The sequence below is a fragment of the Kitasatospora gansuensis genome, assembly GCF_014203705.1.
In the GTDB taxonomy this organism is placed as follows: domain Bacteria; phylum Actinomycetota; class Actinomycetes; order Streptomycetales; family Streptomycetaceae; genus Kitasatospora; species Kitasatospora gansuensis.
This window is the reverse complement of the sequence record NZ_JACHJR010000001.1, coordinates 6,585,491-6,608,099: the sequence shown is the minus strand read 5'-3', so window position 1 is coordinate 6,608,099 and position 22,609 is coordinate 6,585,491. Positions and strand designations below refer to the sequence as shown.

Below are 22,609 nucleotides of genomic sequence, written 5' to 3'. Positions count from 1 at the left end.
GGGAAGGACTTCCGCCCTCCACATACTTAGGTTAGGCTCACCTTACCTACCGAGGAGGACGGATGTCCGACAGCCCTGCCCTGCCCCGCCCGGCCGGACCGGCGCCCACCGCCGCCGAACGGGCCCGCACCCTGCTGGAGTTCGGCTCCTCGGTGATCCTCGACGTGCCGGGGATCGACCTGGCCAACCGGCCCGGCATCCCGCCGCTGGTGCGCTGCGCGGTGCTCCCGGACGGGGCGCTGGCGGTGCTGGCCGAGCACGACTCCCCGCTCTGCCGGATCGCCTCGGTCTCCCGCCTGGAGGAGGTGGCCGCCCTGCTGGAGGCGGTGGACGTCGCCCCGGTCGCGATGCCGCACCGGATCCGGGGCCGGGCCACCGTGCACGGCCGCCTCACCGCACTGCGGCCCGCGGCGCCCGAGGTGCTGGACGGGCTCTTCCCGCGCCGCCCCACCGGGCAGTACGCGCTGCTCCGCCTCGACCCGGACCACCTCTCGGTCGAGGACCTCTGGGGCGCCGACTGCTGCGTCGACCTGGCCGGCTTCGGCCGCGCCGCGACCGACCCGCTGGCCGCCGAGGAGGCCACCGTCCTCCAGCACCTCGCCGCCGCGCACCCCGACTGACTCAGGTCACTCGGCAGCCAGGCGATTGACCACCCGTCAGGTCCGCGCAATTGGTCGGGGCACTACGAAGTCACGCCGGTCGCGCTCGACCGGTTCGGACTGCGCGTCAGGCTGCTGGCCGGGGACCGGGTGCTGGACGCCCGCTTCGAGTTCCACCGCCCGCTGACCGGCCCGGAGGACCTGGCCGAGGCGATGCACCGGCTGTTCTCCCAGGTCCGCACGCCCTGAGTCAGACCGGCGTGAGTCAGACCGGCGTGATCACCGAGAACAGCCCGCCCTCACTGTCCCGCAGCCGGGCCACCCGGCCGTACGGGGTGTCGACGGCGGCGCCCTCCGCCGAGCCGCCGAGCTCCACCGCCCGGCGGACGGCCAGGTCGGTGTCGGTCACCGAGAAGAACACCTCCCAGTGCGCCCCGACGTCCTCGGCCCGGCGCAGCGCGGCCACGCTGCGCTGCTCCGCCCGCAGCACCACCCGCTCGTTCTCGTACCGCACCTCGAACCGGTCGGGCTTGCGCTCGTCCCAGCGGAACACCTCGCCGTAGAACAGCGCCGCCTCGAACGGGTCACCGGTGCGCAGCTCGATCCAGACCGGGGCGCCGGGCGAACGGACCCAGGTGTTGCAGCCGAGGTCCCCCTCCCAGATGCCGAAGGCCGCGCCGGACAGGTCCGAGGCCAGCACCATCCGCCCCGCGTCGAACGGCAGCGGGCCGATCGCCACCGTGCCGCCGCGCTCCCTGATCCGGGCGGCGGTGTCGTCGGCGCTCTCGGTCCCGAAGTAGGTGGTCCAGGCGACCGGCGGCTGCCACTGCCCCTCGGTGGCCCCGATCCCGGCCACCTCCACCCCGTCCAGCACCGCCCGGACGTACGGCCCGAACCCGTGCAGCCCGTCCTGGAACGCCCACCCCAGCAACGGCCCGTAGAACGCCTGCGCCGCCGTCAGATCACGAGCCATCAGGCTCACCCAGCACGGGGCGGCCGGCACACAGCGCACGGTCACGGTCTGCTCGCTCATCGGAGCCCTTCCTTCCGGTCGTGGCGTTTCTCAGCCTAGGCCGAGCTGCCCGAGGAGGGGTGTTTCGGCTCGCGGCGGGCAGATCTCCGGGGTGTGATGAGGCCGACGAGAGGAGCCGCGATGAAGACCGGATACGTCGTCGTGGGAGCGAGCCTGGCGGGGGCGAAGGCGGTCGAGACGCTGCGGGCGGAGGGTTTCGAGGGGTCGATCACGCTGATCGGTGCGGAGCCCGAGCGGCCGTACGAGCGGCCGCCGCTGTCCAAGGGCTACCTGATGGGGAAGACCGCGCGGGAGAAGATCTACGTCCATCCGGCCGAGTGGTACGCCGAGCAGCGGGTGGACCTGTGGCTCGGTGCCCGCGTCACCGCGATCGACCCGGTCGGACGGAGCGTCAGCCTGGCGGACGGCAGCCGGCTCGGGTACGCCAAGCTGCTGCTCACCACCGGCTCCTCGCCGCGCCGGCTGACCGTCCCCGGCGCGGACGGCGACCAGGTGCTGTACCTGCGGACCGTCCAGGACTGCGAGCGGATCAAGGCGGCGATCCGCCCCGGCGCCCGGATCGTGGTGATCGGCGCGGGGTGGATCGGGTTGGAGACGGCGGCGGCCGCCCGCGAGGCGGGGGCGGAGGTGACGGTGCTGGAGGCGGCCGAGCTGCCGCTGCTGCGGGTGCTCGGCCGGGAGGCGGCGGAGGTGTTCGCCGAGCTGCACCGGGCGCACGGCGTCGAGCTGCGGTTCGGCGCGCAGGTGACCGAGCTGACCGGGGACGGCGTCCGGCTGGCCGACGGCGAGCTGGTGCAGGCCGACGCGGTGGTGGTCGGCATCGGCATCACCCCGAACACCGAGCTGGCCGAGGCGGCCGGGCTGACCGTCGACAACGGCATCCGAACCGACCAGTACCTGGCCACCTCCGCGCCGGACGTCTACGCGGCGGGCGACGTGGCCAACGCCCTGCACCCGCTGTACGGCCACCCGATCCGGGTCGAGCACTGGGCCAACGCCCTGCACCAGCCGAGGACCGCCGCCCGGTCGATGCTCGGCCAGGAGGCGGTGCACGACCGGGTGCCGTACTTCTTCACGGACCAGTACGACCTCGGCATGGAGTACACCGGCTACGTCCGGCCCGGCGGCTTCGACCGGGTGGTGTTCCGGGGTGACCGGGCGGGCCGCGAGTTCATCGCGTTCTGGCTGGACGGCGGGCGGGTGCTGGCCGGGATGAACGTCAACGTGTGGGACGTGACCGACCCGATCCGCGAGCTGGTCCGCTCCGGACGTCAGGTGGACCCGGACGCGCTGGCCGACCCGGCCGTACCGCTGGACCGGGTCGGCCTCGGCTGATCCGCTGCCGCGCCGTCAGCTGATCGCGTAGTCGGTGGGCCGGGAGCCCTCGCGCAGTTCGTCGTGGGCCTTGGTCAGTAGCTGCATCGCCAGTTCGTTCAGCGCGCGGGCCCCGGCCACCTCCTCGCCGACCCGCAGCTGCGGGCGGTCGTCGTGGTGCCGGGTACTGAAGCCGTGCGCCCTGAGCTCGGTGCCGTCGGCCAGCCGGACCAGCGCCGCCGCCTTGGTCCGGTCGCCGTCCTCGGCGAACTCCAGCTCGACGTGCCAGCCGACGAGTGTCCGGGTCATCGTCACCACCGCCTCCGGGAGGTCCTCTCCCTCCAGACTGCTCCCGGTGGCGGGGTGTCGGCCAGGGCTCAGGTTTCGTTCTTCCGGGGTTCGCACGCCTCCCGGCCGGTCTCGCTGTGCACCACCTTGGCCGGGTGGTCGGGGCCGCCGGGGACGACCTGCTGGGGATGGCCGCAGCGGGGGCAGATGAGCGGGATCTTGGGCATGGCGTCCTCCTTGTTCTCAGTGTGCTCCGGGCCACTCCCGCGCGGTATTGAACGCGTTCAGAGATGGCGTAGAGTCTTCGCCGGAAGGGCTTTGAACGCGTTCAACAGAGAGGGCGGCCGCCGTGACCACGCTGGTCAACCTGATCGTGATGCTCGGCATGCTGGCCGTGGTGCCACTCGGCCTCGGATTGCTCGGCGGCCCCGGCAGCGCCGCGCTGGCCCGGCTCTGGCCGCTGGCCGCACTGCCCGGAGCGGTGGCGCTCTGGCTGCCGCGCGGGGCCACCGCCACCGCGCTGGCCTCGGTCTACGCGGCCGGCACCCTCGCGCTGGCCGCGCTGGCACCGGTCCGGCTGGCCCGGTCCCGCTCGTTCGCCCCCGCCGAGCTCGCGGCGCTCACCGCCCTGCTCGCACCCTCGGTGGCCGGGCTCGCCCTGGTCGCCGAACGCTCGGGCACCCGGCTGTTCGGCTTCGACCTCGACATCCTGGCGCTCACCGTGCCGCACTTCCACTTCGCCGGCTTCACCGCCGCCCTGGTGGCCGGACTGGTCTGCCGCACCGTCCGCGGCCGGCCGGCCCTGGCCAGAGCCGCGGCGCTCAGCGTGCCGGTCGGCACCCTGCTGGTGCTGGCCGGGTACTTCGTCGACGACTGGGCCGAGCTGGCCGGGGCCGTCGTACTGACCGCCGGGATGTGGCTGGTCGGCCTGCTCAGCTGGCAGGACGTCAGTCACCGGGCACCCGGCCGGCTGACCGGAGGGCTGCTGCGCTGCTCGGCGGCCGTCCTGGTGGTCACCATGCTGCTCGCGCTCTGGTGGGCGCTGGGCGAGGCCACCGGACTGACCCACCCCACCCTCACCTGGATGGCCGCCACCCACGGCCTCGGCAACGGGCTCGGCTTCGCCCTCTGCGCACTGCTCGCCTGGCGCCGACTCAGACCCTCCGGCAATTGGGGGGCGGCGTCGCGACGCCGGGGCACGCACCTCGCCGGCTTCTCGTCGGTCGCCGATGCGCTGCATCAGGCTCCCTCCTCGGCACCGCCGAGCCACGCACCCCAACGCCGCTCCTTCACCCACCCCCCAATTGCCGGAGGGTCTCAAGGAGCTGTACCGATGACCGGAGGCCTCCGCATGACCACCTTCAACTACCCCGAGGTCGGCGCCACCCGCGAACCCGACCGGCTGCCCGAGGACTACCACCACCTCCGCCACCGCGAGCTGATCGGCCACGGCCGCGACGCACTGGAGGCCGCGGGCGCGGCGGTGACGAGCTGGCGGATGCACCGGGGCACCGGCGCCACCGTCGAGGCCGACGCCGAGACCGCCGCGCCCGGCGTCCGGCTGGTGGTCGGCCTCGGGCTCGGGCGGCTGCGGTTCCGGGCTCCCGCCGAGGTGGTCTGGACGGTCGCGGAGCCGGACCGGATCGGCTTCGCGTACGGCACCCTGGCGGGGCACCCGGAGCGCGGCGAGGAGTCCTTCATCGTGACGATGGACGCCGACAAGGCGGTCTGGTTCACCGTCACCGCGTTCAGCCGCCCCGCCTGCTGGTACACCCGGCTGGCCGGGCCCGTGGTGCCGCTGCTGCAGCGGCTGTACGCCCGGCAGCTCGGCCTGGTGCTGCGCCGGACGGTCAGCCTGCCGGGTTAGCTCCCAGCAACTCCCGTGCGTGGGCGGCATACGGGGCCGAGAAGTACGGGTTGCGCCGGAGCGCCGTACGGAGCAGCTCGGCGGCGCCGGGCAGGCCGAGGGCGTGCTCGATCACGCCGCTGCGGTAGGCCCCGAGTGCCCCGGCGCCGCCCGCTCCGGCGGCGAACCGGGCGTGCGGCAGGGCCTCCTGGTCCCGGCCGGCCCGGTGCAGGGCCCAGGCCAGCTCCTCCGCGACCAGCGGGCTGTGCCGCCGCTGCCACTCCTCGGTCAGCAGCCGGACGGCCTCCGCCGGGTCACCGTGGTCGGCCAGGTAGCGGGCCAGCTGCAGGTCCACCGGGCCGACGGACAGCCGGACTTCGGCGGCCATGGCGGCCAACTGGGGCGCCGCCTCGGCCTGGTGACCGGTCGCGAGCTGCAACTCGGCGTACTCCAGCAGGAACTGCGGCTGCGGCACCCGGGTCACCAGCTCCCCGTACCGGCCCAGCGCCTCGTCGGTGCGGCCGAGCGCGGCGGCGGTGCGGGCCAGCCCGAAGGCGGCGAAGTGGTCGTCCGGCTGCACGGCCAGCGCGTGCCGGTAGTGCTGCTCGGCCTGCTCGGGCCGGCCCTGTTCCCACTCCAGGTCGCCCAACCGGTGGGCGCTGAACGCCTGTTCGCCCGGGGTGACCGCCAGTTCCAGGGCCCGTTCCAGCGCGAGCACCGCCTCCGCTGTCCGCCCGTGCGTCTCCAGGTCGTACGAGGCACGGGTGTACGCCGCAGTGGCGGGGGCCAGGTCCAGCAGGCGCTGGGTGGCGGCGGTGGCGGCGGGGAGGTCGCCGAGCTGGAGTTCGGCGTCCGCCAGCACCGCGTACCCGGCGGCCCGGTCCGGCGCCATGGTGGTCGCCCGCAGCCCGAACTCCTTTGCGGTGGCGAACTCGTGGCGGGCGTTGGCGAGCTGTCCCGAGCCGACCTGGGCCTCGTAGTTGCGCTCCGGGCGCAGCTCGAGCGAGCGGGCCAGTGCCCGGTCGGCCTCCGCCAGCTGCCCGCTGTCCAGGGTGCTCCTGGCCCGGTCCACCGCCGCGATGCCGAGCTCGGCCCAGGCGGTGGCGTCCGTCGGCCGCTGCCCGGCGGCCTGCCGGGCAGCGGCCAGCCGGTCGGCCGGTGGCGGCGGCGCCGAGAGCGTGCTCGGCCTGCTCGGGCCGGCCGGACCGCTCGGCCCGAGGGCCAGCAGCCCGGCCGCGCAGGCCAGCACCAGCAGTCCGCCGCCGACCGCGCCCGCGATCTCCCGACGACGGGTCACGGGCCCGCGTGCGGCAGGTTGACGTACGGGAAGGTGTTCGAGGCGGGCTTGGGCTGCCAGTTGAAGGAGGACGGCGGCAGCAGGTGCGCGGCCGAGCGGTCGGAGGGCTCGCCCTCCAGCATCCGCAGCAGCGGCACGTCGATCTCGTCGTTCAGGCGGCGGCCGTTCGGGTAGCCCTGGAGGTCGCCGTCGAGCACGCCGTACGGGTGCGGGTCGGCGCTGACCGGGGTGGTGAGGTTGAGCCGCAGCTGGTCGGCCCAGCGGACGGCGGCCGGGTCGGCGTCGGCGTTCATCGTCTGGGTGTTGAGGTCGAGGCCGAACCGGGAGCCGTTGTCCTTGCCGATGCCGCCGAGGAAGAGCGCCCGGATGTCGGTGCGCGGACCGGCCGGGGCCGCGAAGCCCTGGGCCGCCTCGATCCGGCGGGGCGGCGCCGGGTCGAGCGCGGCGGCCAGGAACTCCTGGTCCTGCGCGTCGAGTTCGGCCGGCCTGGCGTTGAACCTGTCCTCCGGACCGCCCGGCCGGGAGAGCCCGGCGAAGGTGCCCCAGAGCGCGAACGCGATGTGCGGGTTGCCGAGCCGGCCGATCTGCCGGTACGTCGCTTCCTGGGTCCGCAGGTCGCGGGCGAGGTCGGCGCCCTCGCGGGAGACGGTGGCCCAGATGCCGACCACGGGGTTGCGCACCGGGTCGCCGTTCAGGGCGAGTTCGCGCTTGGGGAGCTGGAGCACCAGCGCGCCGACGTTCAGCGCGGAGAGCGGTCCGGCGGCGGGCAACGCGCCCGGTACCGGGCCGACGGTGCCGACGGTGAAGAGGCCGAACACCCGGGTGTCGGCGACGAACGGCTCGGCGATCTGGCCCGCCAGCGTCCGGCCGCCGCCGGGCAGGCTGCGGGTGGCCTCGCCGCGCAGCGCGCCGTAGTCGGGCATCAGGGCCAGGCCGGTGTGGGTGGGCGCGGCGGTGCCGTCGGAGATCAGCGTCTCGGTCCGGCCACCCCTGATCCGCTCCAGGGTGTAACGCTGCTTGAACAGCAGCGAGTTGTCCTTGAGCGAGCGCACCGGGCCGACCGCGATCGGGCCGGTGCCGAACAGCCGCTTGTCCTCGTTCCGGAAGGTCCACCGGTAGGTGGTGTCCGGCTGCCCGGTGCCCCGGCCGTCGAGGTGCACCTCGTACCGGGCCCGGGTGGCGAACGGGTAGTTCAGCGGCCCGGCGCCCGGGAGCTGGCCGGGCTGGACGTCGACCACGATGGTCACCTGGTCGTGGTCGTCCGGGCTGGTGAAGGCGTAGACGTCGGTGATGTTCGCCTGCCCGTCGGCCAGCACGGCGGGCGAGTCGAAGTGGCCGCCGGCCTGGCCGCGGCCGAGCAGCGGTCCGCCCAGCGAGGCGGCGGCCAGGGTGGCGACGGCGCCGCCGAGGAACAGGCGGCGACTCGGGCGGCGGGTACCGGCGGTTTCGGACATGGCGGCTCCAGGGATCGCGGCGGGCAGGCCCAAGTCCCGTTACACGCAGGGTCTTTGGGCAGCATGAGGCAGCCCGCTTCCGGACGGCCAGGGCAAACCTAGGGCCGAGTGGATCTTCACGCACTCCTCACCCGCCGACTGCCACGGACGTGTCACGCAATTCCCCCGGGTGGCCCAACTTCGGCCACAGGCCGTACCCCTCAGGCGTCATGCGTACACGGATCGCCCTCGGTGACCGCTAGCCTTCGAGCACATCCCCCGACCGGGGCCCGTCGGCCCCTGGCTCGGCGCGTCCGCATGCCCAATCACCCGCTGCGGTCGGCGAGTTGCCCGTCCATTCAAGGAATCATATGAAACTACGTCAGCTCTTCTCGGTGCTCTTCGCGGCGCTGCTGATGACCGTGGCCGCCCCGGGCCCCGCGCAGGCGGCCGGCATCCCGCCCGGCCCGTACGTCTCCCCGTGGGGCACGGCCCAGGTCGAGTGGGCCCCGAGCTTCAAGGCCCGGCTGGCCGAGCAGGCGGTGGCCGTCACCCCGATCGCGCCGGTCACCCTGCTGCCGGACGACCGCGGCATCATCAGCGATATCGGCTCGACCTCCGGCGACTACATCGACCTGGAGAACTTCGGCCGGGTGTACTACCCGGGCGGGGTGACTCTCACCAACCCGCAGACCAGCGGCAGTTGGACCATGGACGAGTTCTGGCTGCGGTTCTGGCCGGACCGGGGCCTGTCCTCCGAGCTGGTCGTCAACGGCGTCAAGTCGCCGACCGAGCAGCTGTTCTGCTCGTACACGCTGCGCGACGCCTTCGGCGTCGGCTGGGGCCTCACCTTCGGCGGCATCAAGACCGCGAAGGTCCCGCTCACCCTGACCGAGGTCGGTGCCGACACGCTCAACGACGCGCTCGGCACCTCGTTCCAGGCCGGGGAACCGTTCGGCGTCCTCTCCGGCACCTTCCGCTACATCCCCTGACCCGACCCCCTTCAGGAGCACGAACATGCGCATTCTCCGCAAGCTCGCCATCGCCGCCACCGCCCTCGCCCTGGCCGCTCCGGTCGCCCTGGCCCCGACCGCGCAGGCCTCCGCACCGGTGACTCAAGGCGCTGATCAGCGCGCCTCCCGGATCTACATCTCCCCCTGGGGCAGCGCCAAGGTCCGGGTCAGTGACACCACCAAGGCGTGGCTGATCGCCAAGGACATCAAGCTGGGCGCGATCGCGCCGTTCACGCTCGACCCGGACGGGTTCGGCTTCGACATGCCGATCGGCTCCACCGCAGGTGACCACCTGGACGAGAAGGGCCGGATCTTCTACCCCGGCGGCATCACCCTGAAGCAGGACAGCAGCCAGACCTACATCGAGCTGGTGCCGACCTGGATCCGGGTCATGCCCCAGCCCGGCTACTCGGCCGGCGTCAAGGTCAACGGCGAGTCGGTCAGCGACGAGACGCTGATCGCCTACACCACCCCGGCCGAGGTGCTCGCCAACGGCCGGCCCACCCTGACCGGCTTCACCCTGGACCGGGTGCCGTTCCACGTCACCGAGGACGCGGCCACACTGACCAAGGCGTACTTCGGCGACGGGCTCAAGGCGGACTCGATGTTCGGCACCCTGACGCCGCGCTTCGACTACGTGCCCACCAACTAGCCCCACTGGAATAGCTCGGCGGGCCGGACCGTTGACGCCGACGCAGATCGCAGCCGGACGAGAAGGGCAGGCAGGCCGTTATGAGCACCGTCGAACTGACCACCGAGAACTTCGACGAGGTGATCGGGGGCGCTGACGACAAGAACTTCGTCTTCATCGACTTCTGGGCCGGCTGGTGCGGCCCCTGCGTACGGTTCGCGCCGGTCTACGAGCAGGCCGCCGAGCGCCACTCCGACATCGTCTTCGCCAAGGTGGACACCGAGGCGCAGCGGGAGCTGGCGGCGGCCTTCGACATCCAGTCGATCCCGACCCTGGCGATCATCCGGGACGGCACGCTGGTCTTCTCCCAGGCGGGCGCCCTGCCCGCGCCGGTGCTGGAGGACCTGATCGGCAAGGCCCGCGAGCTGGACATGGACGAGGTCCGGGCCAAGGTTGCGGCGGAGAAGGCCGAGCAGCAGTAGGCGCGGTGGAACGTGGGCGGGCCCGGGGACGAGACCGGGCCCGCCCTCCGCATGTCCCAGGCCCTCGCATCAGACCCGGGCGGCCAGCCCGTCCAGCAGCAGCCCGAGGGCCAGTTCGAAGCCGCGCTCGTCCAGCCCGCCGCCCCGGGCGGCCGATTCGGTCAGCGCATCCGCCAGTGACGGGTAGTCAGGGCGGTACTCCTCGGCGGGGCGGGCGAACCCGGCGGTGAAGGTCTCCAGCGCGGAGCCGAGCACCAGGTAGTCCAGCGCGGCCGCCGCCTCCGCCGCGTCGGCCGGCCCCAGTCCGGCCCGGCCGAGTGCGGCCAACAGTGCCTCGTAGCCGAGCAGTTGGCGGTCCGCCTCGACCCGGCGGCGGGCCAGCAGGGCGATCGTGTTGGGGTGTCGGCGGAAGACCGCGCGGTAGCCCCGGGCGTACCCGGCGATGCCCGCCCGCCACTCCGGGCCGGCCAGCGGGGCGAGGTCGATCTCGGCGTTGACCAGCTCGGCGAGCGAGTCGATCAGCTCGTCCTTCCCGGCCACGTGGTTGTAGAGCGAGGCGGCCTTGACCCCGAGCCGGTCGGCCAGCGCCCGCATGGTGAGGCCGTCCGGGCCGGCCTCGTCCACCACGGCGAGCGCCGCCCTGGCGATGATCTCCCTGCTCAGCAGCGCCCTGCTGGGTCGCCCCACGTCCCCGCCCTCCGCCCTGCCCCGTCGACCTGCCCCATCGCCGCTGCGCCACCCGCCGCGGCACCCGTCCGTCGATCCGGCCACGTTACAGCCTGGTGTCGACCCTTCCGTACTCACCGGTCAGCGGCTACCGTCCCCGACTAACAAAGTTAGTTTTATGACGGCAAGGTGGCTTCCCGATGACCGAGAGAACCGTCCCCTCCTCCGACGCCGAGCGGCTGGCCGCCCTCGGCTACCGCCAGGAGCTGCGCCGCAGCCTCGGCGTGCTCGGCAACATCTCGATGGGCTTCGCCGTGGTCTCCCCCGTGGTGGGCCTCTACGCGGTGGCCCAGGTCGGCATGAGCATCCAGGGCGGTGCCTGGATCTGGGCCCTGCCGGTCTGCCTGCTCGGCCAGCTGCTGGTGGTCGCGGTCTACTCCGAGCTCGCCTCGCAGTGGCCGCTGGCCGGCGGCGCGTACCAGTGGGCCCGGCGGCTGGTCGGGCCCGGCTTCGCCTGGATGAGCGGCTGGCTCTGGCAGTTCGCGGTGATGTTCGCCAACACCACGGTCGCCTACCTGGCCGCGCCCTGGCTCTTCGCCCTGGTCGGGGCCACCCCGACCCCGGTCGGGCTGGTGCTGGTGGCCGCCGCGTTCATGCTCTGCTGCACGCTGGTCAACGCCTACGGCATCAACCTGCTGCGCTGGTTCGTCTCGGCCGGGATCGCCGCCGAACTGATCGCCTCGGTGCTGGTCGGCCTGGCCCTGCTGCTGTTCTTCCGTCAGCACGGCTTCGCGCTGCTCACCGACACCCTGGACGCCTCCGCCGTCACCGGCACCGGCGGGCTCGGCTCGCTGCTCGCCGTGATCGCGGTCGGCGGCTGGGCCTTCATCGGCTTCGACGCCTGCGTCTCCACCGCCGAGGAGACCAAGGACGCCGCCCGCCAGGTGCCGCGCGCGATGCGCTGGGCGCTGCTCAGCGTGGGTGTCGTGGTGATCCTGAACGCCGTCTCGGTGGTGCTCGCGCACCCCGACCCGGCCGCCGTGATCGCCGGTCAGGACCTCGACCCGGTCACCACCGCCGTGGTGACCGGCTTCGGCGACTGGTCGGCCAAGCCCTTCGTGCTGGTGGTCGTGGTCAGCTTCACCGCCTGCCTGATGGCCTCCCAGGGCGGCGCTGCCCGGGGCCTGTACTCGCTCGCCCGGGACGGCGTCTTCCCGTTCTCCCGTCAGGTCCGCAAGGTGAACCGCCGTCAGGCCCCGATCGGCGGCCTGGTCGCCGCCACCCTGGTCAGCGCCGCCGCGCTGCCGCTCGGCCTGGAGTCCACCGCGATCGGCAGCCTGATCACCTTCGGCAGCGCGGCCACCTTCCTGCCGTTCTTCCTGCTCAGCGTGGCCGCGCTGACCGCCAGGCTGCGCGGCACCTGGCGCCCCGCCGGCGCCGTCTCGCTCGGCCGCTGGGGCACCCCGGTCAACCTGCTCGCCGTGCTGTGGACCGGCTTCGAGGTGGTCAACATCTGCTGGCCGCGCGCCGTCCTGGTGCCGCCCGGCGCCCCCTGGTACCAGGTCTGGGCCGCCCTGCTCGGCGTCGGCCTGGTCACCCTGACCGGCCTCGGCTACCTGCTGGTGCGCCGGCCGCAGCGCCTGATGACCGCTCAGCCCGAGCCGGAGCTCGCCACGGCCTGATGGTCCCTCCACTGCCTGACGGTCACTGCTGCCAGGACCGCCAGAGCGCCGCGTACGGACCGCCCGCGGCGACCAGTTCGTGGTGGCTGCCGAGCTCGGTGAGCCGGCCGTCCTCCATCACGGCCACCCGGTCGGCGTCGTGCGCGGTGTGCAGCCGGTGCGCCACCGCGATCACCGTCCGGCCCTCCAGTACGGCGGCCAGCGCGCGTTCGGTGGCCCGGGCGGCGGTCGGGTCGAGCAGGGCGGTCGCCTCGTCCAGGATCAGCGTGTGCGGGTCGGCCAGCACCACCCGGGCCAGCGCGAGCTGCTGGGACTGGGCGCCGTCCAGCCGGTGACCGGCCGGGCCGAGCTCGGTGTCCAGGCCGTCCGGCAGCGGGTGCGCCCAGCCCACCGCGTCCAGCGCGGCCAGCAGGTCGTCGTCCCCGGCCTCGGGGGCGGCGATCCGCAGGTTGTCCCGCAGGGTGCCGAGGAAGACGTGGTGCTCCTGGGTGACCAGCACGACCTGGCGGCGCAGCGCCTCCGGGTCGAGGTCCGCGATCGGCACCCCGCCGACCGTCACACTGCCGGCCCGCGGCCGGTCCATCCCGGCCAGCAGGCGGCTCAGGGTGCTCTTCCCCGAGCCGGACGGGCCCACCACAGCGAGCCGTTCGCCCGGACGGACCGTCAGCTCCACGCCGTGCAGCACGTCCGGGCCGCCGTCGTAGCCGTAGCGGACGCCGGTGACCTCGATCCGGTCGTCCACCGGCGTGCCGGCGCCGCCGGTCCCGGTCCTCGGGGCGGTGCCGATCCCCTCCACCCGGGCGAACGAGGCGCCGCTGCTCTGGAGTTGCTCGACCTGGAGCAGCACCACGTCCAGCGGGTCGGCCAGCCGGCGCAGGTACATCGCGGTGGCCACCACGGCGCCCAGGCTCAGCACGCCGTGCGCGTGCAACGGGCCGCCGATCAGCAGCACGATCGCCACCGGGACCAGGTAGGAGGCGTCGATCACCGGGAAGAACACGCTGCGCAGGTACAGCGTCCGCAACCGGGCCCGCCGGGCGGTGGCGATCACCGTCTCGGCGGCGGCGGTCCGGCGCTGCTGGAGACCGAGGGCCTCCACCGTCCTGGCCCCGGCGGCGGTGGCGGCCAGCACCTCGGCGACGGCGGAGTTGGCCGCGCCCTCGGTCAGGTACGCCGTGCGGGCCCGACGCAGGTACCAGCGGGTGCCGAACCAGATGCCGGAGAGCCCGAGGGCACCGCAGGCGCCGAGCAGCGGGTTGATCAGCAGGACCGCGCCGAGGATGAACAGCACCTCGAGCACGGCGATGAAGACCCGGGGCGCGGAGTCCCGCAGCATGGTGCCGACCTCCGCCACGTCGGTGGTGCCACGGGCCGTCAGATCGCCGGTGCCCGCGCGTTCGACCACGGTCGGCGGCAGGTCGAGGGCCCGCTCGACGAACCGTTCCCGGACCCGGGCGGAGGTCCGTTCGCCGATCCGGTGGCCGAGGTAGCGGGCCTGCCGGGTGAGCAGCAGCTGCAGCAGGGCGCAGACCAGCACCGCCAGCGCGAGCCGGTCCACGGCGGCCGCCCCGGCACCGGCGCCGACCCGGTCGATGATCCGGCCGAGCAGCGCGGGACCGGCCAGGCCCGCAGCGGCGGCCAGCACGTTCAGGGCCATGACCCCGGCCAACGCCCGGCGGTCCTGCCGGATCAGCTCCCGAGCGGCGCGGCGCACCTCGGGCACGCCCGCGACCGGGAGCTGGTGGGCGGCGCCGGTGGGTGCGGTGGTCATCGGACGGACTCCTCGGCGGTGCGCGGGGCGGGCAGCGAAGTGGCGGGCTCGTCCCGGGTGACCAGGGCCCGGTAGCCGGGGTGGTCGCGGAGCAGCTCGCGGTGCGGACCGGTGGCCGCCACCCGCCCGTCCACCAGGTGGACGACGGTGTCGGCCCGGTCGAGGAGCAGCGGCGAGGTACTGGTGACCAGGGTGGTGCGGCCCGCGCGGAAGGCCCGCAGCCCGGCGGCCATCGCCGCCTCGGTGTGCGAGTCGACGGCCGAGGTCGGCTCGACCGCGAGCAGGATCTCCGGGTCGGCGAGCAGCGCCCGGGCCAGTCGCAGCCGCTGCCGCTGGCCGCCGGACAGGTTGCGGCCCTCAGCGTCCACGGTCGACTCGAACCCGGCGGGCAGCCCGCGCATCACGTCCAGCGCGGCCGCCGCTTCGAGGGCCTCCAGCAGCGCCTTGTCCTCCTGCTCCTGACGACCGGTGAGCAGTTCCCGGAGCGACCCGGCGAACAGCGCCGCCTCGTTGTCGGCGATCAGGATCCGCTCGCGCACGGTCGCCAGCCCGACCTGGTCCAGCCCGACGGTGCCCCAGGTACAGCCCTCGGCGTCGGTGAACCGGGCCAGCCGGTCGACCACCGCAGCGGAGTCGCCGGGCCGGGCGCAGGCCAGCACGGTGAACCGGCCGGGGGCCACCTCGACCCCCGACTCGAGATCGCGCAGCGGCTCGGCGCCCTCCGGGGCCGGAACGTCCGAGCCGTCCTGACGGGGGGTCAGGGAGAGGAACCGCACCGTACGCCGGGCGGCCACCAGCGCCCGGCTGAGGTCCTGGCCGCCCTCGATCATGAACCAGACCGGGATGTTCAGCGCCGCCGTGTACCCGTACACCGCGACCAGCTCGCCGACCGTGATGCTGCCCTGCGCCGCCAGCCGGGCGGCCACCCAGGTCACGGCCGCCAGGAACAGGATCGGCAGCCCGGCGCCGAGCGACTGGATCCAGCTGGTCACCGCGCCGACCCGGTAGCCGTCCGTCAGTTGCTGCTGCGAGTCGTGCCGGTACCGGGCGGCGTACACCTCCTTGCCACCGAGCCCGTGCAGCACCCGCAGCCCGCCGACCATGTCCTCGAACCGGCCCGCCAGCCTGCCCTGCCGCTCGCGGTACCTGGCCTCCGCGCCCTGGAGCCGGCCGAGCATCGGCCCGATCAGCAGCGCGAGCAGCGGTACACCGAGCAGCACCAAGGCCGCCAGCAGCGGGGAGATGTCCAGCAGCAGCGCCGCGACCACCAGGTACGTGATCACCGCGCCGACGCCCGGTCCGGTCATGGTCAGGGTCGCGCTCATCCGCTGCACGTCGGCGACACCGATGGTCACCACCTCACCGGCGGCCGTCTGCCCGGACAGCACCGACCCGAGCCGGACGGCCTGCCGGACCACCACCCGGACGGTACGGAAGGTGGCGTCCATCCGGACCTTGGTCATCGTGCGGTGCCGGGCGACGCCGATCAGCGCGGTGGTCGTCCCGACCACCACCAGCGCCAGCGACCAGCCGACCAGCGCGCCGGGGCGGCCCGCCTTCAGCCCGTCGTCGACCGCGCGGGACAGCAGGTAGGACGGGAGGACCAGACCCAGCATCCAGACCGTGCCGAACACCGCCCCCGCGGCCACCCGTCTGCGCTGACTGACCGCCAGCCACCAGAGGTACCGCCCGGCACTGCGCACGTCCGGCTCGCCCGGGTCCTGACTCAGCTCGGTCACCGCCGTACCCTAACCGCACGGTCCGCCGCCGGGCCTCCGATTTTTCGGCCGCGGCGCTGGTCAGCCCGGCAGCAGCTCGCGGACCAACCGGTCCCGGGCCGGTGCCAGCTCGGCTTCCACCGCCGCCTGCTCGGCCGCGCCGAACAGCACCGGGTGCGCGTCGACGGGGCGGCGGCCGATCAGCTTGATCCGGAGGTGGGTCGGCGGGTGGGTGGAGTCCACCGCACCGGCTTCCCGGACGGACAGCCGCAGTCGGCGCTCCCGCTCCAGCGGGGTCAGGCTGCCGGCCAGCGCGCCGAGTTCGGCCCACAGGTCCGCCTCGGGGCGACCGGCGTTCGGGCCGCTGCGCTGCCTCGGCAGGCTGCGGTAGCGGAGCTGCACCGTCTCGGCGCTCGGGCGGAGCAGCAGCGCCTCGAGGGTCTGCCGAGCGGTCTCGACCGAGGTCACCCGGGCCGACAGCTCGTCGGCCCGGTACTCGGCGGCCTGGCCGGATCGCACGGTGAGCCGGTCCATCAGTTCCAGCAGCCGCCCGGTCAGCCACTTCGGCGCCGCCAGCAGCAGCCGGGCGAGGAAGCTGGTCGGCTGGATGATCAGGTGCCACTCCTCCAGCGCGGTCAGCGCCCAGTTCAACCAGATGCCGCGCCGGTGGTCGCCGTTCACGTCGTGCCCGAACTCGTGCCCCAGCACGGCGACCCGCTGCGACGGGGTGAGCGTGCTCCAGAGCGGCAGCCCGATCGACAGCACGCTCCGGCGGCGCAGCCCGGCCCGGCGGAACGAGGCGTTGAACCTCCCGTCGGCCCGGATGTGGTCGACCGGCCGGGCACCCACCGCCGCCGCCACCCGGTCCGCCAGGGCGTACAGCGCGGGCGCCTCGGCCCGGGTCAGGTAGGTCTCGTCGGGGCGGATCCGGCCGAACCGGGGGCGGAGCAGGAAGCCGAGCCCCAGGCAGCAGACCGCGACCGCGCGCAGCGGCCAGGTCCCGAACAGCAACAGCGCCGTCGAGCCGCCCAGCACGGTCAGCGAGACCAGGTGCACCGCCCCGGCCAGGGTCGCCGCCAGCAGCCAGTCCCGGCCGACGGCCGCGGCATCACCGTTCAGCAGGGCGTCGAACAGTCCCTCCACCCGGGCCTGGAACTTGCGCTTCCCGGCCTTCGCGCGGCGTTCCGCGCGCTCGGCCCGGCGGCGCTGCTTCGGAGTCAGCTCCCGGACGGGCTCGGCCGGTTGCAGGTTCCACTCGCAGGCCGGGCACCAGACCGGGAACCGCTCGTCGGCCTCCAGTACGGCGGCACAGTCCGGGCAGACGCTCGGGCTCGGGTCGTGAGGCGCGACGGGCGCGACGGCAGGGGTGGGCATGAGCCGGAATCATGCCAGACCGCAAGCGGGGGCGGCAGGGGTGCCCACCATCGGCGACACGCCGGGGCGGCACTGGCGGGGCGCACCGCCCCGGGCGCAGGATGGGCGCGGTACCCGGCCGGTCGAGCGAGAGCGTGAAGCGATGAGCCCCAAGCCCGAGCAGTACGACGTGGTGGTCCTCGGCGGCGGTCCGACCGGCGAGAACCTGGCCGACCGGGCGAAAGCCGCCGGGCTGAGCACCGTTCTGGTGGAGAGTCAGCTGATCGGCGGTGAGTGCTCGTACTGGGCCTGCATGCCGAGCAAGGCGCTGCTCCGCCCGTGGCTGGCGCTGGCGCACGCGCGGGCGCTGCCCGGCACCCGGGAGGCGGTCACCGGGGAGCTGGACGCGGCCGCCGTGCTGGCCCGCCGAGACGAGTTCACCTGGCACTGGCACGACGACAGCCAGGTCGAGTGGCTCCGCTCCACCGGTATCGACCTGGTCCGCGGTCACGGCCGGCTGGCCGGTGAGCGGTCCGTCCTGGTGGACGGCGAACGGCTGCTGACGGCCCGTCACGCGGTGGCGGTCTGCACCGGCACCCGGGCCGCGCTGCCCCACGTACCGGGCCTGGCCGAGGCCCACCCGTGGACCAGCCGGGACGCCACCAGCGCCGCCAAGGTGCCGGGGCGGCTCGCGGTGGTCGGCGGCGGGGTGGTGGCGGTCGAAATGGCCACCGCCTGGCAGGGGTTGGGCTCCCGGGTGACCCTGCTGGTACGGGGCGGCGGGGTGCTGGACCGGATGGAACCGTTCGCCGGGGAGCTGGTCCTCGCCGGGCTGACGGCCGCCGGGGTGGACGTCCGGCTCGACACCGAGGTGACCCGACTGGCCCGGCACGGCGGCGAGGTGACGCTCACCCTCGGCGACGGCGGCACGGTGCTCGCCGACGAGGTGCTGTACGCGACCGGGCGGGTGCCGCGCACCGAGGACATCGGCCTGGAGACGGTCGGCCTGGAACCCGGCAGCTGGCTGGACGTCGACGACTCCTGCCTGGTGCGGGCCGTCGAGGGCGGCTGGCTGTACGCCGCCGGCGACGTCAACCACCGGGCGCTGCTGACCCATCAGGGCAAGTACCAGGCCCGGATCACCGGCGCGGCGATCGCCGCCCGGGCGGCCGGCACCGCTGTCGACACCTCGCGCTGGGGCCCGCACGCCGCCTCCGCCGACACCGTGGGTGCGCCCCAAGTGGTGTTCACCGAACCGGAAGCGGCCTCCGTGGGCCTGAGTCTCGCCGAGGCCGAACGGGCCGGGCTGCGGGTCCGCGCCGTGGACCAGGAGATCGGCAACGTGGCGGGCGCCTCGCTCTACGGCGACGACTACCGGGGCCGGGCCCGGATGGTGGTCGACCTGGACCGGGACGTGATCGTCGGCGTCACCTTCGTCGGTCCCGCCGTCGCCGAACTGCTGCACTCCGCCACCGTCGCCGTGGTCGGCGAGGTCCCGATCGCCCGGCTGTGGCACGCGGTTCCCGCTTATCCGACCATCAGCGAGGTCTGGCTCCGGCTGCTGGAGAGCCTGCGGGGGTGACCGTTCGCTCGTTGGTGGGAAAAAGTGCGCACACGCAACACCCACTGATGGTTCGTGTGCTACTCCATAGAACTGTCTTGACTCGACATCGAGTTGACACTTCCTGGAGGAGCACACGATGCACCAGCCGGACGAGGCACCGTCCCGCCGTTCCTTTCTGAGCCTGGCCGGGGCCGCCGCCACCTCGGCCACCCTGCTGCAGGTGATGACCGGAGCCGTCCCGGCCACGGCCGCGCCCGTCACCGACGGGCTGGCGAAACCGGCCCCGCGGGTCGGCAACGGCCGGACGGTGGCGGTCCTCGGCGCCGGCCCCGCCGGGCTCGCGGCCGCGCTCAAGTTCACCGAGGCCGGGTACCGGGTGACCGTGCTGGAGGCGCAGGGCCGGGTCGGCGGACGGACCCTCACGGCCCGCCCCGGCGACAAGATCAGCGAGGTCTGGGCGGACGGCTCGGTCCGCACCCAGACCTGTCAGTTCGACAAGGACCTCTACCTCAACCTCGGTGCGGGCCGCATCCCGTACCACCACCAGCGGATGATCGACTTCTGCCGCAGGCTCAAGGTCCCGCTGGAGCCGTACATCCACACCACCACGGCCAATCTCCTCCAGACCGACAAGGCCTGGCGGGGCGCCCCCAGGCCCAACCGCCGGATCGCCAACGACACCCGGGGCTACGTCGCCCAGCTGCTCGCCCAAGCCATCCCGAAGGCCACCCCCGGCATCGACGCGCTGACCCCGGCCCAGCGCGATCAACTGACCAGCCTGCTGATCGAGTTCGGCGCACTCACCGAGAAGGAGAAGGAGTACGTCGGCTCCACCCGGTCCGGCCGGGCGAAGACCCTGACCGTCAACCAGCTGGAGGAGCCGGTCGATCCGCTGCTCCTCAAGGACCTGCTGGCCAGCGAGTTCTGGAAGCAGAACTTCTACCAGGACGCCAAACTGGACTGGCACACCACGTCGTTCCAGCCGGTCGGCGGCATGGACAACCCCTGGCGCCACGCGGCCGCCGCACTGCCCGCCGGCACGGTCAGGTACAACACCCCGGTCTTCGGTATCCAGTTGGACGGCACCGGCGTGAACGTCGGCTGGACGGAGAACGGCGCCAACAAGGTCGAGCGGTTCGACTACTGCCTGAGCAACATCCCGCTCTCGGTGCTGCGCAAGCAGGTCACCCTCTACGGCTTCACCGACGACTTCCGCTCGGCGGTCCAGGACACCCCGTTCGCCGCCGCCTGCAAGGTCGGCTGGCAGGCCAACCGCCGCTTCTGGGAGTCCGAGCGGTACCAGATCTTCGGCGGCATCAGCTGGGTCGACCACGAGATCACCCAGATCTGGTATCCCTCCAACGACTACTTCTCCCCCACCGACAAGGGCACCCTGACCGGCGCCTACAACTCGTACCAGAAGGCCGAGACCCTCGGCGACCGCCCGCACGAGGAACGCCTCGGCGTCGCCCGCACCGGCGGCACCAAGCTGCACGACGAGCTGGCCGGCAACGCGATCGTGCCCGACGCCCTGGGCATGTCGATCGCCTGGCTGAAGGTGCCCTACCAGCTCGGCGCCTGGGCCGACTGGCAGCCGGAGCTACCGACGCACAAGAAGCTCTACTCGACGCTGATCTACCCCCAGGGCCAGGACAACTTCTTCGTCATCGGCGACCAGGTCTCCGCCCTCCCCGGCTGGCAGGAGGGCGCCCTGATGTCAGCCGAGTGGGCCTACGAGTGGATCGTCAACGGCAAGCGCGCCGTCCGCGCTCCTGTTCAGCAGGTCCCGGACTCCCGGGCGCTGACCACCGGCGAGATCTGACCGCGCCGGGGGCCGGCCGACCGGAGCGTCCCGAAGAATATGCCTGATCACCTGGTCGGCGGGGTCGGGCCGTTAGTATCCCGCTCCGGTCGACCCGTCAGGCGAAGTCGACGGCGGTGTTCATCTCCCAGAGCAGCACCTCGGCGCCCTCGGGCCCCGCCGTGATCCGCTGGCCCTCGGCCGCGCCGATCCGGGCGGCGTCGCCCTCGTGGAGCAACCCGCTGCCTTCCAGGGCGAGTTCACCGCGGGCCACGAACAGGTGGGCGAACGGGGCGGTGACGGTGTCGAGGGTCTCGGAGGGGCGGAGGCGGGCGACGTGCAGGGCGGCGTTCTGCTGCCGGATGCCGATCGCGCGCTGGTTGGCGTGCTTGGTCATGCCGGATGCGAGGGTGATCCAACCACCTTGGCCGAGCTGGTCGTTGATGTCGAGCTGTTCGTAGCCGGGGGCGATGCCGGCCGTGTCGGGGATCACCCACATCTGGATCAGGCGGACCGGGTCGCGGTGCTCGGGGGCGCCGGTGAGCGTCCAGGAGTCGTTCTTCTCGCTGTGCAGGATGCCCGCGCCGGCGCTCATCCGCTGGGCCAGACCGGGGTAGATGACGCCGTTGTTGCCCTCGGAGTCCTGGTGGACCAGGCCGCCGTCGAGCACCCAGGTGATGATCTCCATGTCCCGGTGCGGGTGGGTGTCGAAGCCGGTGCCGGGGGCGATCACGTCGTCGTTGGAGACCAGCAGCAGGCCGAAGTGGGTGTTGCCCGGGTCCCAGTGCCGGGAGAAGGAGAAGGAGTGGTGCGACTCCAGCCACCCCGCCCTGGTGTGGAACCGCTCGTCCGCCCGGCGGATGTCGATCGTGGAGGCCATCGGATCCAACTCCTTCTCTCGGTCTTGTTGAATCCTAAACCATCAAGGCTGCCGCCCGCATTCCCGGCGTGCTGCCGTGCGCAGCCGAGCCTCCCGGAGCAGACTGTCGGGCGGGATCCCGCCCGACACTCACAGGTGGTGCGCCATGACCGAGACGCTGTTGGCCGTCGGCACGCAGAAGGGCCTGTTCCTGGGCCGCAGCCCCGACCGCGCGGCCTGGGAGTTCACCGGACCGCACTTCGCGATGAACGCGATCTACTCGGTCGCCGTCGACCGTCGCGGCGACCGCCCCCGCATCCTGGTCGGCGCCGACAGCAGCCACTGGGGCCCGTCGGTCTGGTGGTCCGACGATCTCGGCGCCAGTTGGCAGGAGCCGAGCAGCCCCGCGGTCCGCTTCCCCGAGCACACCGGCACCTCGCTGGAGCGGGTCTGGCAGCTCCAGCCGGCCGGGCCCGAGGCCCCCGGCGTGGTGTACGCGGGCACCCAGCCCGCCGCGCTGTTCCGCTCCACCGACGGCGGCGAGAGCTTCGTACTGGACGAGGCGCTCTGGTCGCACCCGCAGCGGGCCGAGTGGGCGGCCGGGTTCGGCGGCCAGGGCCTGCACTCCATCGTGACGGACCCGCGCGACGCGACCGCGCTCACCGTCGCGGTCTCCACCGGCGGCGTCTACCGGACCGAGGACGGCGGCGCCAACTGGCGCCCGGCCAACACCGGCATCCGGGTCTCCTTCCTGCCGGACGAGTACCCGGAGTTCGGCCAGTGCGTGCACAAGATCGCCGCCGACCCGGCCGACCCCGACCGGCTCTACCTGCAGAACCACGGCGGCGTCTACCGCACCGACGACGCCGGTGAACGCTGGACCGACATCGGCGCCGACCTCCCCGCCACCTTCGGCTTCGGCCTGGCCACCCACCCCCGGCGGCCCGGCACCGCCTACCTCTTCCCGCTCGACGCGGACTACGCCCGGCTCCCGGTCGACCGCCGCTGCCGGATCTTCCGCACCACCGACGCCGGCGCCAGCTGGCAGCCGCTGAGCACCGGACTGCCCACCGAGGACCACTACGGCGTGGTGCTCCGCGACGCCCTCTGCACCGACGACGGCGAACCGGCCGGCGTCTACTTCGGCAACCGCAACGGCGAGGTGTACGGCTCCGCCGACGCGGGCGACAGCTGGCGCCTGATCAGCTCCCACCTGCCGGACGTGCTCTGCGTCCGCGCCGTCACCCTGCCCTGACCCC

20 protein-coding genes and 1 pseudogene are annotated in these 22,609 nt (G+C 73.5%); 11 read left to right on the top strand and 10 right to left on the bottom strand.

The genetic code is table 11. The annotated features are described in order from the left end of the window. Nucleotides 1-62: 62 nt before the first annotated feature. Nucleotides 63-620, top strand: coding sequence for a hypothetical protein (locus tag F4556_RS29805; RefSeq protein WP_184921542.1), 558 nt, complete (start codon nt 63-65; stop codon nt 618-620). Between the two features lie 244 nt (nt 621-864). On the opposite strand, the gene F4556_RS29800 is transcribed toward F4556_RS29805, so the two are convergent. Then, on the bottom strand, nt 865-1,632 hold the full coding sequence (locus F4556_RS29800; RefSeq protein WP_184921539.1) for a VOC family protein: 768 nt from the start codon (nt 1,630-1,632) through the stop codon (nt 865-867). Nucleotides 1,633-1,752: 120 nt separating this feature from the next. Here F4556_RS29800 and F4556_RS29795 point away from each other — a divergent pair, with 120 nt between their 5' ends. Continuing rightward, nucleotides 1,753-2,967 carry an NAD(P)/FAD-dependent oxidoreductase gene (locus F4556_RS29795; RefSeq protein WP_184921537.1) on the top strand — a complete coding sequence of 405 codons (1,215 nt, stop codon included), beginning with the start codon at nt 1,753-1,755 and terminating at the stop codon, nt 2,965-2,967. A 15-nt stretch (nt 2,968-2,982) separates the two neighbouring features. On the opposite strand, the gene F4556_RS29790 is transcribed toward F4556_RS29795, so the two are convergent. Continuing rightward, nucleotides 2,983-3,255 (bottom strand): DUF1876 domain-containing protein, encoded by a 273-nt coding sequence (locus F4556_RS29790; protein ID WP_184921535.1) that lies wholly within the window; start codon nt 3,253-3,255, stop codon nt 2,983-2,985. A 68-nt stretch (nt 3,256-3,323) separates the two neighbouring features. Further along, the gene (locus tag F4556_RS29785; protein ID WP_184921533.1) at nt 3,324-3,461 is read right to left on the bottom strand and encodes a hypothetical protein; all 138 of its coding nucleotides are present in this window, start codon (nt 3,459-3,461) and stop codon (nt 3,324-3,326) included. A gap of 122 nt (nt 3,462-3,583) precedes the next feature. Between F4556_RS29785 and F4556_RS29780 the strand changes: the two are divergent. Both F4556_RS29780 and F4556_RS29775 read left to right on the top strand, forming a co-directional pair. After that, a pseudogene (locus tag F4556_RS29780) lies at nt 3,584-4,393 on the top strand (YndJ family protein); the annotation flags it as partial. Nucleotides 4,394-4,585: 192 nt separating this feature from the next. Then, on the top strand, nt 4,586-5,101 hold the full coding sequence (locus F4556_RS29775; protein WP_184925391.1) for a DUF1990 domain-containing protein: 516 nt from the start codon (nt 4,586-4,588) through the stop codon (nt 5,099-5,101). Here the strand turns inward: F4556_RS29775 and F4556_RS29770 are convergent. Both F4556_RS29770 and F4556_RS29765 read right to left on the bottom strand, forming a co-directional pair. Next, entirely contained in the window at nt 5,085-6,377 is a 1,293-nt protein-coding gene (locus F4556_RS29770; protein WP_184921531.1) for a tetratricopeptide repeat protein, read from the bottom strand. The genes F4556_RS29775 and F4556_RS29770 overlap by 17 nt on opposite strands. Further along, on the bottom strand, nt 6,374-7,831 hold the full coding sequence (locus tag F4556_RS29765) for a DUF4331 domain-containing protein (RefSeq protein ID WP_184921529.1): 1,458 nt from the start codon (nt 7,829-7,831) through the stop codon (nt 6,374-6,376). Before F4556_RS29765 ends, F4556_RS29770 begins: the two co-directional genes overlap by 4 nt. A 350-nt stretch (nt 7,832-8,181) precedes the next feature. Between F4556_RS29765 and F4556_RS29760 the strand changes: the two genes are divergently transcribed. The 3 genes from F4556_RS29760 (at nt 8,182) to F4556_RS29750 (ending at nt 9,936) form a co-directional block, all read left to right on the top strand. Continuing rightward, nucleotides 8,182-8,802 carry a hypothetical protein gene (locus F4556_RS29760; protein WP_184921527.1) on the top strand — a complete coding sequence of 207 codons (621 nt, stop codon included), beginning with the start codon at nt 8,182-8,184 and terminating at the stop codon, nt 8,800-8,802. A gap of 25 nt (nt 8,803-8,827) precedes the next feature. Then, nucleotides 8,828-9,475, top strand: coding sequence for a hypothetical protein (locus tag F4556_RS29755; protein ID WP_184921525.1), 648 nt, complete (start codon nt 8,828-8,830; stop codon nt 9,473-9,475). Between the two features lie 80 nt (nt 9,476-9,555). Next, entirely contained in the window at nt 9,556-9,936 is a 381-nt protein-coding gene (locus F4556_RS29750) for a thioredoxin family protein (RefSeq protein ID WP_184921523.1), read from the top strand. Between the two features lie 69 nt (nt 9,937-10,005). On the opposite strand, the gene F4556_RS29745 is transcribed toward F4556_RS29750, so the two are convergent. Next, nucleotides 10,006-10,623 carry a TetR/AcrR family transcriptional regulator C-terminal domain-containing protein gene (locus F4556_RS29745; RefSeq protein WP_184921520.1) on the bottom strand — a complete coding sequence of 206 codons (618 nt, stop codon included), beginning with the start codon at nt 10,621-10,623 and terminating at the stop codon, nt 10,006-10,008. 179 nt (nt 10,624-10,802) lie between these two features. On the opposite strand from F4556_RS29745, the gene F4556_RS29740 reads away from it, so the two are divergent. Further along, nucleotides 10,803-12,284: an APC family permease gene (locus tag F4556_RS29740; RefSeq protein WP_184921518.1), complete on the top strand. Its 1,482-nt coding sequence runs from the start codon at nt 10,803-10,805 to the stop codon at nt 12,282-12,284. 22 nt (nt 12,285-12,306) lie between these two features. On the opposite strand, the gene F4556_RS29735 is transcribed toward F4556_RS29740, so the two are convergent. From F4556_RS29735 to F4556_RS29725, 3 genes are read right to left on the bottom strand one after another with little or no spacing between them, the layout of a single operon-like run. Further along, nucleotides 12,307-14,055, bottom strand: coding sequence for an ABC transporter ATP-binding protein (locus F4556_RS29735; RefSeq protein WP_184921516.1), 1,749 nt, complete (start codon nt 14,053-14,055; stop codon nt 12,307-12,309). Next, entirely contained in the window at nt 14,052-15,794 is a 1,743-nt protein-coding gene (locus F4556_RS29730) for an ABC transporter transmembrane domain-containing protein (protein ID WP_313068820.1), read from the bottom strand. The genes F4556_RS29735 and F4556_RS29730 overlap by 4 nt, the downstream gene beginning before the upstream one ends. A 60-nt stretch (nt 15,795-15,854) precedes the next feature. Next, complete coding sequence (locus F4556_RS29725) at nt 15,855-17,147, bottom strand: M48 family metallopeptidase (RefSeq protein ID WP_184921514.1); 1,293 nt, start codon at nt 17,145-17,147, stop codon at nt 15,855-15,857. Nucleotides 17,148-17,289: 142 nt separating this feature from the next. Here F4556_RS29725 and F4556_RS29720 point away from each other — a divergent pair, with 142 nt between their 5' ends. After that, complete coding sequence (locus tag F4556_RS29720; protein WP_184921512.1) at nt 17,290-18,708, top strand: dihydrolipoyl dehydrogenase family protein; 1,419 nt, start codon at nt 17,290-17,292, stop codon at nt 18,706-18,708. A gap of 118 nt (nt 18,709-18,826) precedes the next feature. After that, the gene (locus tag F4556_RS29715; protein WP_184921510.1) at nt 18,827-20,512 is read left to right on the top strand and encodes a flavin monoamine oxidase family protein; all 1,686 of its coding nucleotides are present in this window, start codon (nt 18,827-18,829) and stop codon (nt 20,510-20,512) included. 97 nt (nt 20,513-20,609) lie between these two features. Here the strand turns inward: F4556_RS29715 and F4556_RS29710 are convergent, their stop codons facing one another. Further along, complete coding sequence (locus F4556_RS29710) at nt 20,610-21,371, bottom strand: pirin family protein (RefSeq protein ID WP_184921502.1); 762 nt, start codon at nt 21,369-21,371, stop codon at nt 20,610-20,612. 145 nt (nt 21,372-21,516) lie between these two features. Here F4556_RS29710 and F4556_RS29705 point away from each other — a divergent pair, with 145 nt between their 5' ends. After that, nucleotides 21,517-22,605: a WD40/YVTN/BNR-like repeat-containing protein gene (locus F4556_RS29705; RefSeq protein ID WP_184921493.1), complete on the top strand. Its 1,089-nt coding sequence runs from the start codon at nt 21,517-21,519 to the stop codon at nt 22,603-22,605. Nucleotides 22,606-22,609 lie beyond the last annotated feature (4 nt).

Excerpts from the sequence above, each read along its gene's own strand:
- F4556_RS29805 (WP_184921542.1), top strand. The coding sequence starts at position 63 with ATGTCCGACAGCCCTGCCCTGCCCCGCCCGGCCGGACCGGCGCCCACC.
- F4556_RS29800 (WP_184921539.1), bottom strand. The coding sequence starts at position 1,632 with ATGAGCGAGCAGACCGTGACCGTGCGCTGTGTGCCGGCCGCCCCGTGC.
- F4556_RS29795 (WP_184921537.1), top strand. The coding sequence starts at position 1,753 with ATGAAGACCGGATACGTCGTCGTGGGAGCGAGCCTGGCGGGGGCGAAG.
- F4556_RS29790 (WP_184921535.1), bottom strand. The coding sequence starts at position 3,255 with ATGACCCGGACACTCGTCGGCTGGCACGTCGAGCTGGAGTTCGCCGAG.
- F4556_RS29785 (WP_184921533.1), bottom strand. The coding sequence starts at position 3,461 with ATGCCCAAGATCCCGCTCATCTGCCCCCGCTGCGGCCATCCCCAGCAG.
- F4556_RS29775 (WP_184925391.1), top strand. The coding sequence starts at position 4,586 with ATGACCACCTTCAACTACCCCGAGGTCGGCGCCACCCGCGAACCCGAC.
- F4556_RS29765 (WP_184921529.1), bottom strand. The coding sequence starts at position 7,831 with ATGTCCGAAACCGCCGGTACCCGCCGCCCGAGTCGCCGCCTGTTCCTC.
- F4556_RS29760 (WP_184921527.1), top strand. The coding sequence starts at position 8,182 with ATGAAACTACGTCAGCTCTTCTCGGTGCTCTTCGCGGCGCTGCTGATG.
- F4556_RS29755 (WP_184921525.1), top strand. The coding sequence starts at position 8,828 with ATGCGCATTCTCCGCAAGCTCGCCATCGCCGCCACCGCCCTCGCCCTG.
- F4556_RS29750 (WP_184921523.1), top strand. The coding sequence starts at position 9,556 with ATGAGCACCGTCGAACTGACCACCGAGAACTTCGACGAGGTGATCGGG.
- F4556_RS29740 (WP_184921518.1), top strand. The coding sequence starts at position 10,803 with ATGACCGAGAGAACCGTCCCCTCCTCCGACGCCGAGCGGCTGGCCGCC.
- F4556_RS29735 (WP_184921516.1), bottom strand. The coding sequence starts at position 14,055 with ATGACCACCGCACCCACCGGCGCCGCCCACCAGCTCCCGGTCGCGGGC.
- F4556_RS29725 (WP_184921514.1), bottom strand. The coding sequence starts at position 17,147 with ATGCCCACCCCTGCCGTCGCGCCCGTCGCGCCTCACGACCCGAGCCCG.
- F4556_RS29720 (WP_184921512.1), top strand. The coding sequence starts at position 17,290 with ATGAGCCCCAAGCCCGAGCAGTACGACGTGGTGGTCCTCGGCGGCGGT.
- F4556_RS29715 (WP_184921510.1), top strand. The coding sequence starts at position 18,827 with ATGCACCAGCCGGACGAGGCACCGTCCCGCCGTTCCTTTCTGAGCCTG.
- F4556_RS29710 (WP_184921502.1), bottom strand. The coding sequence starts at position 21,371 with ATGGCCTCCACGATCGACATCCGCCGGGCGGACGAGCGGTTCCACACC.
- F4556_RS29705 (WP_184921493.1), top strand. The coding sequence starts at position 21,517 with ATGACCGAGACGCTGTTGGCCGTCGGCACGCAGAAGGGCCTGTTCCTG.